The sequence below is a fragment of the Candidatus Thiothrix sulfatifontis genome, from assembly GCA_022828425.1.
Taxonomy (GTDB): domain Bacteria; phylum Pseudomonadota; class Gammaproteobacteria; order Thiotrichales; family Thiotrichaceae; genus Thiothrix; species Thiothrix sulfatifontis.
Map to the genome: position 1 here is coordinate 1 of CP094685.1, position 12,026 is coordinate 12,026.

Annotated in this window: 15 protein-coding genes and 1 pseudogene; 7 read left to right on the forward strand and 9 right to left on the reverse strand. The window is 52.2% G+C overall.

Features of this window, described 5'->3' with window-relative positions; all coding sequences use genetic code 11:
- Positions 1-185 precede the first annotated feature (185 nt).
- From L3K52_00005 to dapA, 3 genes are read right to left on the reverse strand one after another with little or no spacing between them, the layout of a single operon-like run.
- On the reverse strand, positions 186-950 hold the full coding sequence (locus tag L3K52_00005; GenBank protein UOG92137.1) for an MBL fold metallo-hydrolase: 765 nt from the start codon (positions 948-950) through the stop codon (positions 186-188).
- Entirely contained in the window at positions 950-2,056 is a 1,107-nt protein-coding gene (bamC, locus tag L3K52_00010) for an outer membrane protein assembly factor BamC (protein ID UOG92138.1), read from the reverse strand. The genes L3K52_00005 and bamC overlap by 1 nt, the downstream gene beginning before the upstream one ends.
- 29 nt (positions 2,057-2,085) lie before the next feature.
- Positions 2,086-2,967, reverse strand: a complete 882-nt coding sequence (gene dapA, locus L3K52_00015) for a 4-hydroxy-tetrahydrodipicolinate synthase (GenBank protein UOG92139.1) — start codon at positions 2,965-2,967, stop codon at positions 2,086-2,088.
- A gap of 80 nt (positions 2,968-3,047) precedes the next feature.
- On the opposite strand from dapA, the gene L3K52_00020 reads away from it, so the two are divergent.
- Genes L3K52_00020 through L3K52_00030 form a run of 3 tightly spaced genes read left to right on the forward strand, consistent with a single transcriptional unit; the run spans position 3,048 to position 5,606 of the window.
- A complete protein-coding gene (locus L3K52_00020; protein ID UOG92140.1) occupies positions 3,048-3,521 on the forward strand; it encodes a peroxiredoxin in 474 nt (157 codons plus the stop codon).
- A 33-nt stretch (positions 3,522-3,554) separates the two neighbouring features.
- On the forward strand, positions 3,555-4,976 hold the full coding sequence (locus L3K52_00025) for a PhoH family protein (protein UOG92141.1): 1,422 nt from the start codon (positions 3,555-3,557) through the stop codon (positions 4,974-4,976).
- Between the two features lie 27 nt (positions 4,977-5,003).
- Complete coding sequence (locus tag L3K52_00030; GenBank protein ID UOG92142.1) at positions 5,004-5,606, forward strand: DedA family protein; 603 nt, start codon at positions 5,004-5,006, stop codon at positions 5,604-5,606.
- Positions 5,607-5,646: 40 nt separating this feature from the next.
- Here L3K52_00030 and L3K52_00035 read toward each other — a convergent pair whose 3' ends face one another.
- Both L3K52_00035 and L3K52_00040 read right to left on the reverse strand, forming a co-directional pair.
- Positions 5,647-6,120 carry a substrate binding domain-containing protein gene (locus tag L3K52_00035; GenBank protein ID UOG92143.1) on the reverse strand — a complete coding sequence of 158 codons (474 nt, stop codon included), beginning with the start codon at positions 6,118-6,120 and terminating at the stop codon, positions 5,647-5,649.
- Positions 6,086-6,499: a LysR family transcriptional regulator gene (locus tag L3K52_00040; protein UOG92144.1), complete on the reverse strand. Its 414-nt coding sequence runs from the start codon at positions 6,497-6,499 to the stop codon at positions 6,086-6,088. Before L3K52_00040 ends, L3K52_00035 begins: the two co-directional genes overlap by 35 nt.
- A gap of 103 nt (positions 6,500-6,602) precedes the next feature.
- Here L3K52_00040 and L3K52_00045 point away from each other — a divergent pair, with 103 nt between their 5' ends.
- Genes L3K52_00045 through L3K52_00055 form a run of 3 tightly spaced genes read left to right on the forward strand, consistent with a single transcriptional unit; the run spans position 6,603 to position 8,439 of the window.
- Entirely contained in the window at positions 6,603-7,298 is a 696-nt protein-coding gene (locus L3K52_00045; protein ID UOG92145.1) for a pirin family protein, read from the forward strand.
- 10 nt (positions 7,299-7,308) lie between these two features.
- Positions 7,309-7,857, forward strand: a complete 549-nt coding sequence (locus L3K52_00050; protein ID UOG92146.1) for a cytochrome b — start codon at positions 7,309-7,311, stop codon at positions 7,855-7,857.
- Between the two features lie 21 nt (positions 7,858-7,878).
- Positions 7,879-8,439, forward strand: a complete 561-nt coding sequence (locus tag L3K52_00055) for a YceI family protein (GenBank protein UOG92147.1) — start codon at positions 7,879-7,881, stop codon at positions 8,437-8,439.
- A 142-nt stretch (positions 8,440-8,581) separates the two neighbouring features.
- Here L3K52_00055 and L3K52_00060 read toward each other — a convergent pair whose 3' ends face one another.
- The 4 genes and pseudogenes from L3K52_00060 to L3K52_00075 all read right to left on the reverse strand — a co-directional run bounded on the left by L3K52_00060 (position 8,582) and on the right by L3K52_00075 (position 11,525).
- The gene (locus L3K52_00060) at positions 8,582-9,271 is read right to left on the reverse strand and encodes a BamA/TamA family outer membrane protein (GenBank protein ID UOG92148.1); all 690 of its coding nucleotides are present in this window, start codon (positions 9,269-9,271) and stop codon (positions 8,582-8,584) included.
- The gene (locus L3K52_00065) at positions 9,249-9,863 is read right to left on the reverse strand and encodes a hypothetical protein (protein ID UOG94038.1); all 615 of its coding nucleotides are present in this window, start codon (positions 9,861-9,863) and stop codon (positions 9,249-9,251) included. Before L3K52_00065 ends, L3K52_00060 begins: the two co-directional genes overlap by 23 nt.
- 291 nt (positions 9,864-10,154) lie before the next feature.
- Positions 10,155-10,617, reverse strand: a pseudogene (locus L3K52_00070) (patatin-like phospholipase family protein).
- 89 nt (positions 10,618-10,706) lie between these two features.
- Positions 10,707-11,525 carry an exodeoxyribonuclease III gene (locus L3K52_00075; protein ID UOG92149.1) on the reverse strand — a complete coding sequence of 273 codons (819 nt, stop codon included), beginning with the start codon at positions 11,523-11,525 and terminating at the stop codon, positions 10,707-10,709.
- 204 nt (positions 11,526-11,729) lie between these two features.
- Between L3K52_00075 and L3K52_00080 the strand changes: the two genes are divergently transcribed.
- A complete protein-coding gene (locus tag L3K52_00080; GenBank protein UOG92150.1) occupies positions 11,730-11,993 on the forward strand; it encodes a hypothetical protein in 264 nt (87 codons plus the stop codon).
- The last annotated feature ends 33 nt before the right edge of the window (positions 11,994-12,026 follow it).

Genomic DNA, 12,026 nt, shown 5'->3' on the forward strand with positions numbered 1-12,026 from the left:
CTTAAAGCGTTTCGATTGTCGTGTCAAGCACTTTTTCAAAACTCTTTTTCGATTCCAAAAACACAATAATTACCTAAGTCATTGATTCTGCTTTTGTTTCAGAGCGTTTCCGCCCTGAGTGAGATGCGCATTATACAGACCACTCTGAGGGCGTCAAGCCGTTTGTGACACTTTTCTGAAAGTTTTTAATGGATATCAAGCCAGTCAACTCCATCCGCTTGATTTGCAAGCTGAATCCAGCCTTGCTCACATCCCGCTCCGGCACACAGTGCTTGGTAGGCGTAATCCGGTAAATTGTTATTCTCGCTTAAATGCATTCCAACAAGGTGTTGCAACTGGCTAAGATCCAGTTGCTCCAGCAAATGCGTAGACTGTTTGTTATCCAAATGACCGTAACGCCCAGCAACCCGTGCTTTGAGCGATGGTGGGTAAGCACCGTTCGCCAACATCACAGCGTCGTAATTGCATTCCAGCATAAGTGCATCCAAGCGCTGAAGCATTTGCAAGATTAGCGGGGTGTGGCTGCCAACATCGGTCAAAATGCCTAGTTTGTGGTTGCCATTGCTGAACACAAATTGACACGGCTCGCGAGCGTCGTGTGGAACAGGGAAAGGTGTGACCTGTAAATCTTGAATTTCCAGCGGATGGTGGACATTAATGTAATGCGTTTGAGCAAAATGAATGTCACGCATCGCGTGATAAGTGCCCACAGTAAGCCACACAGGAATGTTGTAACGGCGTGACAGCCGTCCCACACCCGCAGCGTGATCACCGTGTTCATGGGTAATGAGGATGGCAGTCAGCGATTGCGGCGGGCAACCGAGACGGTGTAAACGCCGCTCGGTTTCGCCCAACGTAAAACCGCAGTCCAGCAAAATGCGGGTTTTGCCGGACTCAATGAGTGTACCGTTGCCTTTGCTACCGCTGCCGAGGGAGGCAAATCGCAGCATTAGCGCTCGAATTCAGACTTGAGACGTTCCAGCAATGCAGTGGCGACTGCCGGTTTCAGGGGGCTGCCGTCGGCATCACCGACCGCAATGAGGCTACTGTTGCCTGCATCGGAAATTTGCACCTGATATTTGCTACCCACTTTCAACGTATTTTTGTCTGACTTCAACAAACGGCTGAAGAAGCCCTGCTTGCCGTCTTTGCTGTCACCGTCGTAAGTAACAAGGTAAATACCATTGGCGCGTTGCTGATCCTCGATGCTCATGCCAATCCGCCCCAGCATAACCCCTGTACGAATCCAAACATCGTTGGCCGCGCCCCCTACAACGAGAGCGGGTTGCCCGCCTTCCAATTGTGTTAGCGCCACTGGCACCGCCGTTAAGGTCGATTCAGCCACGGGTTGGGCGTTAGCCGTCGCATCACCGCCTTGCAAGAAAATCATCAAGCGGTTCAGCATTTCTGCTTCCAATTCAGGTCTTGCTGGCGCGTATTGCCATTTTACGCCGGTGCCACTGACGGATTCTTCCGCACGCTCGTGGCTAAGATAGATATTGGTCGCTTGCGCCGCAGGACGTTCCAAACGCACTTTGAAACGGTCACGACTGCCCGCGTCGTACATGCCTTCAAACGCTTTACCGATGGTTTTACGAATAAAATCCAGTGGAATTTCAGCTTTATTCTCTGCCCAGTCCGTTTCCATAATGCCCACACGCGGCTCATCACGCTTGACCGCGACGCCCATCGCCCGCCAGAACTCATGCAATTTTGGCCACACCGCTTCCGCTGGAGCATTCACTTGCAACCAACGCACATTGCCTTCACGCATCAGTTGGATAGCAGAATTGGTTGGCAATACAACCGCAGTGCCATTTTGTGCCTCACCACGCGCCAATGCTGCCGCACTCACTGAACCACCGGGAATGGTGGCATACGTTGGGTCATAGTCGGGAGCATTGAGATCGGGAGGCACTTCCAACGCATTAACGCTTTTGTTGTTTTTATAATCCACTCGATCACCGACTGAATCAATGTTCATACCGGAACAAGCAGACAGCATCAGCGCCGAACCGATAACCACTGCTAAACGTGACAGGGGAAGTATATTCATGGGACTCATTGTCTATTCCGTTTAGAAAACTAACACTCAATACCGGCTTGACGCATGGCTGCCAGCACTTGGGGCTTAATAGCCTCAGAACACGGGACAAGCGGTAAACGTATGCCGCGCTCATCCCCAAAACCCATTTTCGCCAATGCCCATTTTACCGGCATTGGATTGGGTTCAAGGAACAAATCGGTATGCAATGCTGCAAGTGTAGCATTGATACGGCTCGCCGTTTCCCGATCACCGGCTAAAGCGGCAGCGCACATCTCATGCATTGCTTTAGGCGCAACGTTGGCTGTGACAGAAATATCACCCTTGCCGCCCATCAGAATCAATTCCATGGCGGTCGCGTCATCGCCACTGTACAAGTCGATGCGGTCGCCGCAACGTTGTAAAATGTCAGCGGCGCGTTCCAGGTTGCCGGTCGCTTCTTTAATGCCGACGATATTAGGAATCACCGCCAAACGCTCAACCGTTTCAGGCAACAAGTCACACACTGTCCGCCCTGGTACATTGTAAAGAATTTGGGGAATCGCTACCCGTTCTGCGATCAGCCTATAATGCTGATACAAACCTTCTTGCGTCGGCTTGTTGTAGTAAGGCGTCACCAATAAGCACGCATCTGCACCGTCTTGCATGGCGATTTCGGTCATTTCAATCGCTTCGGCGGTGCTATTCGAGCCAGTGCCTGCGATGACCGGAATTTTACCCGCCACCAAATCAATCACACGTTTCATGACATGCCGGTGTTCCTTATAATTCAGGGTTGCCGACTCGCCGGTTGTGCCGACTGCCACAATAGCGTCGGTGCCGTTTTCCAGATGGAAGGCTACCAGAGCTTCCAACGCCGCCTCATCAACGTCCCCATTAGCTGTCATTGGGGTAATGAGTGCCACCATACTGCCGCGAAACATGCGAATCTCCAAAAAATAGTTTGACAGCATACTACTGAGGCAGGTAATGAAACACAAGTGTTACACGAAAGGAGAACCTGATGACGACTTTAAACCTCGGTACGCCAGTACCTGACTTCACTCTAGCCGCCACCTCTGACACGACCTTCCGCCTATCCGATTTTCAGGAAAAAGCCAACGTTGTCCTCTATTTTTACCCTAAGGACAGCACGCCCGGCTGCACCACCGAAGGGCAGGATTTCCGCGATGCCTACGCAGAATTCCAAGCCGCCGATACCGTGGTGTTTGGTATTTCGCGGGATAGCCTAAAGTCGCACGAAAATTTCAAAGCGAAACAAGCGTTCCCCTTTGAACTGCTGGCGGACGTGGATGAAATCGCCTGCAAACTGTTCGATGTCATCAAATTGAAAAATATGTATGGCAAACAGGTACTCGGCATTGAACGCAGCACGTTTCTGATAGACAAACGGGGGGTGTTGCGGCACGAATGGCGCAAAGTGTCGGTAAAAGCACACGTTGCGGCAGTATTGACAGCGGTGCAAGCGCTGGTTTGAACACACGCTTATCATATGACATTTAGGAGAATCATGAGTCCAGCACACGCCCCCCATACCCACGCAAATCGTTTATTTGTTCTCGATACTAACGTGCTGATGCACGACCCCACCGCCCTGTTCCGCTTCCAAGAACACGATATTTTCCTGCCCATGGTGGTGCTGGAAGAGCTGGATCACAGCAAAAAAGGTGTGTCGGAAGTGGCGCGTAATGTGCGTCAAGTCAGCCGCTTCATGGATGATCTGATTTCCGCCGCCGGTGCCGATGCCATTCATTCCGGCGTGCCGCTGTCCAGCAACCCGATGTTTGGCAATGGCAAAGCGCCCAGTGGCAAATTGCTGTTTCAAACCGAGGCGCTGGATTATCCCGCACCAACGGGTTTGCCGGGGGATTCACCGGACAATACCATTCTCACCGTTGCCTTGAGCTTGCGGGATAAATACCCCGAACGTGACGTGATTTTGGTCTCGAAAGACATCAACCTGCGCATTAAAGCCACGATTGTGGGCTTGAAAGCGGAAGATTATTTCAACGACCAAGTGTTGGATGATGCCGATTTGTTGCCCACGGGTTTCCACGAATTGCCCACCGATTTCTGGGAAGCCCACAATAAAGAAATGGAATCTTGGAAAGAGCGGGGGCACACGTTTTACAAATTGTTTGGCCCGCTGACCCAAGAATGGCTACCGGGGCATTTCTTAGCTTTACCGGGCGACCAACCGTTTCAAGCGATTGTGCGTAAAAAAACGTTTGATCATGTCATTATTGAAACTATCCGCGATTTCACCGAGCCACGCCACGCCGTTTGGGGGATTACCGCCCGCAACCGCGAGCAAAATTTCGCCTTGAATTTGTTAATGGATCCCGATATTGATTTCGTCACCATGTTAGGCGCGGCAGGTACGGGCAAAACCTTGCTGACACTCGCCGCTGGTTTAGCGCAATTGTTGGATGAGCAATTGTACAAAGAAATCATTATGACCCGCGTCACCGTACCCGTCGGTGAAGACATCGGCTTTTTGCCGGGCACGGAGGAAGAAAAAATGGCACCGTGGATGGGCGCATTAATGGATAATCTTGAAGTGCTGACCCAACCGACCAACGGCGGCAAGTGGGGACGTAGCGCTACCGATGAATTTCTGATGAGCAAAATCAAGATCAAATCGCTGAATTTTATGCGTGGTCGAACCTTCCTGAATCGGTATATCATCATTGATGAAGCGCAAAATCTCACCCCCAAACAGATGAAAACCCTGATTACTCGCGCCGGGCCGGGCACGAAAGTGGTGTGTTTGGGCAATATTGCGCAGATTGACACGCCTTATCTGACCGAAACCTCATCAGGCTTAACGTATGTGGTGGATCGATTCAAAGGCTGGGAACACGGCGGACACGTCACGCTGCAACGCGGGGAACGTTCGCGCTTGGCAGATTACGCGTCTGAACATTTATAAAATACTGAAACAACGAAAGGGTTTGCTATGTTGCATGATTTCGTCAACTGGGTGTTAGCCACGGTTGAAGCTTGGGGTTATTGGGGCATTTTCATTGCGATGGCGATGGAATCAACGGTATTGCCGGTGCCCAGTGAATTGGTGGTCATTCCCGCAGGAATGTTGGCTTATCAAGGCAAAATGAGCCTGTTCGGGGTCATTATGGCTTCAACGCTCGGTAGTTTGCTGGGCGCAACCCTTAACTATGTGTTTGCGATGTGGGTGGGACGACCGTTTCTGGAAAAATACGGCAAGTATTTCTTTGTGCGCCCCTCGCTGTTGCACAAGACCGATGTGTTCTTCACCCAACACGGAGCCATTTCAACCTTTACCGGGCGTTTGATTCCGGGGATTCGTCACTTGATTTCGCTACCCGCCGGGTTAGTGGGGATGAATTTTGCCTCATTTGCCTTTTACACCACCGTCGGTGCGGGCTTGTGGTCGATTGTGCTGGCACTGTTCGGTTACTTCATCGGTGGCAGTCAGGAAGTGATTGCCGAAAATAAAGGGCTGATTGTATTAGGAACGTTAGGTTTTGTGGCTTTAATCATTGGCGGTTATTACGTCTGGCAGAAACGCCGCACCGCCTAAGCAGTATAAGGAGCGGTTTATGGAACTTATTCGTGCAGACTCACGCGTCGTTTTCAGGCAAAAACTGCCGACTGGGATAAACCGCGTAGACCGAGACGGTTTGCGCGGAATACTCCGGTAAAATCCGCACTAACTCGCCTTTTTCCAACGCCGCGATCAATTCAAAGTCAGGCAGCAGCGCAACACCCATGCCTGCAATCGCGGCTTGTTTCAGCACTTCACCGTTATTGGCGCATAATTGCCCGCGTATTTGCACATTGCTGGCGTGTCCGGCTTGATCATAAAGCGTCCAGCCTTCGCGGTGACTGACGTTGGTGTAATGCAGGCATTGGTGTTGGGCTAATTCGGCGGGCGTTTGCGGTGTGCCGTGGGTTTGCAAATAGGCTGGCGCGGCAACGGGCAGTAAATAAGCATTTTCCAGCTTGCGAGCCACCAGACGCGAATCGTCCAACACGCCGATACGGATGACCACATCGTAATCACCACTCGCCGCGTCGGTGTAAGCATCGTCCAAATGTGCGGTGCAGGTGAATATCGGGGTGTTGCTGCAAAAAGCGAATCAGCAGCTTCGTAAGGCGCACTTTGCCGTAAGTCATCGGCATATTGATGCGTAATTCGCCACTGAGTTTGCCCTGCATCGCCAGCAAGTGCTGATCAACGCGGTTCACTTCTTCCTGAATTTCGCGGCAATGTTGGTAGTAATAATGCCCTGCTTCGGTCAAGGACAGTTGGCGCGTATTGCGGGTCAACAAGCGCACACCCAACTCAGTTTCCAACATTTTCAAACGCTTGCTGACGGCAGCAACCGTGAGTTCTAATTGATCGGCAGCAGCAGTGATGCTTCCCTTATCGACGACAGCAACAAAATTAGCCATGTAATCCAAGCGACTCATTGTTAACTTCCTGTTGAGAGTTAATGTAGTTTTTGTGTCTTTATCAAAAACCCATTAAATCTTATTCTTTTACTCAGGTAAAGACAGTTTCAAGGAGCAGGTTATGGAACTTATTCGTGCAGATTCACGCGGGGCATTCACCAACGACTGGTTGGATAGCCGCCACAGCTTTTCGTTTGGCGATTATTATGATGCCGAGCGCATGTCTTTTTCATCCCTGCGGGTGATCAATGAGGACTGGGTAGCGGCGAAAGGCGGCTTCCCGATGCACGGGCATCGTGATATGGAAATCGTCACTTATGTGATGGAAGGCGCGTTATCGCACAAGGATAGCCTCGGCAATGGCAGCACAATTCGCCCCGGCGATGTGCAGCGCATGAGTGCAGGGCGTGGAATTTTGCATTCGGAATTCAATCATTCGGAAACCGAAGCGGTGCATTTGCTGCAAATCTGGTTGTTACCCACGTTTACGGGGATTCAACCGGGGTATGCACAGGAACATTTTCCGCTGGAACAACGGCGCGGCAAACTGCAATTGCTGGTGTCGGCAGATGGGCATGACGGGTCGTTGCAGATGAATACCGATGCGAATTTATACGCCAGCATTTTGGCGGCGGGCGAACAGGTAACGTATCTGCGCCCGGAAAATCGCGCGGTTTATGTGCATGTCGCACGCGGCAGTTTGCTCGTAAATGGGATGGCGTTACAGGCAGGCGATGCACTGCAAATTCGCGAGGAAACGGAATTGCTGTTTGGTACGGCGGATTCGGCAGAATTTTTGGTGTTTGATTTGCCGTAGAAGGTGATTTATGCAGATTGGAAATTCAGCAAAAACGTATGGTGTGGTGTCGATTGCGCTGCACTGGTTAATGGCAGTGGCACTGATCGGCATGTATTTCGTCGGCGATTACATGGTGGAACTGGAGTATTACGACCGTTTGTACCACACGCTGCCGGGATTGCATAAGGAGGTTGGTGTGCTGTTGGGCGCGTTATTGCTGGTGCGTGTGACGTGGGCGATTGCACAGCCACGCCCGCAGATAGTGGGCAATGCACCCGCGTTTACCCACACGCTTGGCAAATTGGGACACATTGCGTTGTACGGTTTGCTGATCGTGATGCTAATCAGCGGCTATTTGATTTCGACAGCAAAAGGGCATGGCATTAACGTGTTTGATTGGTTTGAAGTGCCTGCCCTGTTGCCGCAAAGCAAGGAACGCGGCGAATTCGCGGGTGAGATTCACGAAATTGCCGGAACTCTGTTTATTTTACTGGTCGGCGTACACGCGCTGGCTGCTTTCATTCACCATTTTTATTGGAAAGACAACACCTTGACCCGTATGTTGGGCAAGGGTTAATGACACACAAAGGAGATTCACATGAAAAAAGTACTCGCCACCTCACTGTTAGCACTGGGTTTGTTCGCAGGCTCGGTAGCACACGCGGATGATTACACCATCGACACCGAAGGGATGCACGCTTTCATCCAGTTCCGCATCCAACACTTAGGTTATAGCTGGCTGTACGGGCGTTTTGACAAATTCAGCGGCAATTTCAGCTACGATGAAAAAACACCAGACGCGGCTAAAGTGGAAGTGACTATCGACACCACCAGCGTCAACAGCAACCATGCGGAACGCGACAAGCACTTGAGCGGTGAAGATTTTCTGGACGTTGCCAAATTCCCGGAAGCCAAATTCGTCAGCACTAAGTACAGCGGTGGCAAGCTGGAAGGCAACTTAACCCTGCATGGTGTTACCAAACCGATCACGATCGACGTGAAAGAAATCGGCGCGGGTGCTGACCCGTGGGGCGGTTTCCGCCGTGGGTTTGAGGGCAGCACCCAATTTGCGCTGGCGGATTTCGGCATTGAAAAAGATTTGGGACCCGCGTCTAAAGAAGTCGAGATGATTTTGTCGATTGAAGGCGTGAAGAAATAACGCCGATTGAAACATGTAGGGGCGACCAGAAACATGAAGAGGGCGACCAGCCGGTCGCCCCTACGCAGAGGGTGCATGTAGGGGCGACCGGCTGGTCGCCCTCTTTAACTAACGACGGGGTCTTTAAAAATCCCGTCCAAAATTAAAATACGCTTCCTGATCCAAGCCCTGAGTTTTGCGCACCCCAATAAATGCAGGCCAGACAGGTGTTTCCCCGCCCAAAAAGACCGAACCCGTACCGCGCAAATCGCCCAAGGCCACATCCTCCGCCTCCTGCCAAGCCTGCCGCGCCCCCACTGACGCGCCCACGTGCACTTTGGCAATCTGCGGCACTTCCGCCAGCTCGCGCATGTACGTCAAGTGAACCATCCAGCGTGTAATTACCAATCAACTGATCATTATCGGTAAACGCCAAGCGCCCGGTTTGCAATGCCTCGCCCGTGCTATATAACAAACCTTCTTCGTTATTGGCATTCGCCTCCAACCGCCCACTGGCAATCACGCGATGCTTATCTTTGCTCCACACCTGTTCACGTTCCAACTCAATGCGGGAAACATCCGTGTCACTGCCCAAGGCTTTGATGCCGTGGGTATACGTTGCACTCATGCGCCCGCCTTTCGTCGGAAAATTCACCGAATCCAGCGTATCCGCCCGATATTGCAATTTCAGCCCCGCCTCGGTCAACGAATCACCCGGCAAGGTTAAGGTGCCGGTTTTCACTTCCGGTTCAATACGCTGGAAGAATATTCCGGCACGCGCTTCCGCACTATTGTTCAGCGCTCGCCCGACATCCACTTGAACGCCTGCTTCAGCCGCGCGTAATTCCGCCACTTGTTGCGCCCCATCCAAAATACTGGCATCCCGTTCCTGATACCAAGCACGCGGCGCAACAAACGTGGCATTGTGATCTTGCAGCGGATGGTGCAATTCTGGCAGAAGCCAGCATCCGCTTCACCGAATCACGCCTTGCAAGCCGCAACTCAGTGCCTTGCGCAGTCAGCCCTTGACGCACGTATTTCACACCGGCCTGATACCCGGTATCACCGTTGAAATTATCACTCAACGCAAACCCCGTGCTGACTCGTTGCTCACCTTGATCCGCCTTACGCGCCATGACCTTCAGGTCGTAATCACCATCCGGGCGTTGCGTCAGGTGATAATCCACCAAACTGAAATACCCCAAGCCGTATACGCGCTCCAACCCGGCTTGCAAGCGCTGATCATCCAACACCTCACCGGGCTGGATACCCAGTTTTTGCCGCACCAACTTATCACTCAACGATGATTCATTTTCAAGCTGAACGGCTGCCACCCGAATCGGCGCGTCTTGGTTGTTTTGTTGTGCCACTGCCCGCCTAGGCGTTGCCCCCGTAAGTGCTGCCAATTGCTGCAAGGCGGGCAATTGCGCTTGCGCCCCCTGCATCCCCAGCGGAATGGTTTCTTTCACCCGATCAAAGGCCAGATTGCCAATCTCCCCCACCGGCGGCTCAATCAAAATATCAACACCCTTGCGAATCAGCTTGAGTTGGCTGGCGCTGCTTTTGCGCATCAGCAAATCCATCGACTGCAAGCTAATATCCAGCGCCGAATCCAGCTTGCGGTTGGTTTCTGAGGGAATGCTGGAAACAATCACAATGTCCGCACCCATTTGCTTGGCAATATCCACGGGCAAATTATTCGACACCAAACCGTCCACCAGCAAACGCTTGTCGATCGTCACCGGCGCAAACAGCCCCGGAATCGACATACTCGCTCGCACTGCCGTCGCCAAATTGCCACTGTTTCAACACCACGGTTTCACCCGTGCGAATGTCAGTTGCCACCGCCCGGAACGGAATCGGCAAGCGGTCAAAATCACTCACCCGCTCCACTGGCTTCAGCAAGCGCCGCAATTCAAACATCAAGCGTTGCCCGTCAATCAAACCGCTGGGCAATTTCACCCGTTCCTTGGACACGCCGACGCTGAACGCACTGAAAAAGTCCGCGCTTTGCTGCTTTTGTTGGTAAGACTTGTTTTGGTGGGAAGCATCATCGCGGAACAAGCTGAGCCAATCCAACTCATTCACCACGGTTTCGATTTGGGCGGCACTCATGCCGGAGGCGTACAAACTGCCGACAATCGCGCCCATGCTGTTGCCTGCAATCACGTCGATGGGAATATGGTTGGCTTCGAGCACTTTGAGGACACCGACGTGGGAAACACCCGCCGCGCCGCCACCGCCGAGGACTAGGCCGATTTTGGGGCGCTGCTGGCGTTTCGGCTGCGTTAGCCTGTGTAAGACTCAGCACCAAGAACAGTGCGACAAGGAATTTCATAAGCATAATCCAAACTCAGGGGAGCGTGATCGGAGAAGCGTTCGTCCTTGTAAATCGCCGCTGCGCTCACTTTACCCTTCAGTGATGGCGTAAGAATCTGGTAATCAATCCGCCAGCCAACGTTTTTTGCCCACGCCTGCCCACGATTCGACCACCACGTATACTGTTCGGCTTCCTGATTCACCTCACGGAAGCCGTCTACAAAACCCAATTCATTGAACAGCTTGTCCAACCAAGCCCGTTCTTCCGGCAAAAAACCGGAGTTTTTCAGGTTGCCCTTCCAGTTTTTAATGTCGATGTTCTGATGCGCAATGTTCCAATCACCGCAAATCACCACATCGCGCCCGTCAGCCTTCATTTGTACCAGCAACGGCAGAAAATAATCCATGCACCGATACTTCGCCTGCTGACGCTCTTCCCCTGATGAACCTGACGGCAAATACAAGGAAATCACGCTCAGATTGCCGAAACGCGCTTCAATATAACGCCCTTCCGCATCAAATTCAGCGCATCCCATTCCCCTAATCACCGCATCCGGCTCAGTACGGGCATAGATTGCCACCCCACTATAGCCCTTTTTTTCGGCGTCGTGGTAGTAGCAGTGATAGCCTTCGGGAAAAAACAAAGCGCGATCCTCTTCCAACTGGTGGATTTGCGCCTTGGTTTCTTGAATGCACACGACATCCGCCTGCTGCTGCTTCATCCACGCGAAGAAGCCTTTTTTCGCAGCAGAACGGATGCCGTTGGTGTTAGCGGAGATTATGCGCATAAGAACCCCTCACCCCAACCCCTCTCCCTCAAGGGGCGAGGGGCTAAGAAAAGAAACTCTTGCTCCCCCTCGCCCCTTGAGGGAGAGGGGCTGGGGGTGAGGGGTCATACGCGCCAACTTAAGCCCCTAACCCCTTGTTTCCTCTTGCAAACAAGATGTGGCAACCCCACACAGATGCTTTTACCGACCAAAGTGAAAGTTCCCATGAAGTTGCCACCATTATTAGATACCCGTTTTGCCCAATTCCTGCAAGTGCTGCCAGCCGATTATCAGGAACAAGCGTATGCCTTCAAAGCCTTCGCCCGTCCCCGCAAGATCAAAAGCCCGCTGCAATTGCTCCAGTTAGTGATGGCGTACTGCGGTTTGGACTTGTCGCTACGCAGTTGCGCCGGGGAGGTCGCCCAGAGGCAGGGCTACCTCAGTGACACGGCGGTAAAAAAAGACTGGAAGCCTGTGTTCCGTGGGTAAAATCCCTGCTGGCAGGCGTATTTGGGCTAAGCG

Bases quoted from the DNA above. Each gene is read 5' to 3' on its own strand.
- L3K52_00025 (UOG92141.1), top strand. From the start codon at position 3,555: ATGAGTCCAGCACACGCCCCCCATACCCACGCAAATCGTTTATTTGTT.
- bamC (UOG92138.1), bottom strand. From the start codon at position 2,056: ATGAATATACTTCCCCTGTCACGTTTAGCAGTGGTTATCGGTTCGGCG.
- L3K52_00020 (UOG92140.1), top strand. From the start codon at position 3,048: ATGACGACTTTAAACCTCGGTACGCCAGTACCTGACTTCACTCTAGCC.
- L3K52_00040 (UOG92144.1), bottom strand. From the start codon at position 6,499: ATGAGTCGCTTGGATTACATGGCTAATTTTGTTGCTGTCGTCGATAAG.
- L3K52_00080 (UOG92150.1), top strand. From the start codon at position 11,730: ATGAAGTTGCCACCATTATTAGATACCCGTTTTGCCCAATTCCTGCAA.
- L3K52_00050 (UOG92146.1), top strand. From the start codon at position 7,309: ATGCAGATTGGAAATTCAGCAAAAACGTATGGTGTGGTGTCGATTGCG.
- L3K52_00005 (UOG92137.1), bottom strand. From the start codon at position 950: ATGCTGCGATTTGCCTCCCTCGGCAGCGGTAGCAAAGGCAACGGTACA.
- dapA (UOG92139.1), bottom strand. From the start codon at position 2,967: ATGTTTCGCGGCAGTATGGTGGCACTCATTACCCCAATGACAGCTAAT.
- L3K52_00055 (UOG92147.1), top strand. From the start codon at position 7,879: ATGAAAAAAGTACTCGCCACCTCACTGTTAGCACTGGGTTTGTTCGCA.
- L3K52_00045 (UOG92145.1), top strand. From the start codon at position 6,603: ATGGAACTTATTCGTGCAGATTCACGCGGGGCATTCACCAACGACTGG.
- L3K52_00065 (UOG94038.1), bottom strand. From the start codon at position 9,863: ATGCAGGGGGCGCAAGCGCAATTGCCCGCCTTGCAGCAATTGGCAGCA.
- L3K52_00075 (UOG92149.1), bottom strand. From the start codon at position 11,525: ATGCGCATAATCTCCGCTAACACCAACGGCATCCGTTCTGCTGCGAAA.
- L3K52_00030 (UOG92142.1), top strand. From the start codon at position 5,004: ATGTTGCATGATTTCGTCAACTGGGTGTTAGCCACGGTTGAAGCTTGG.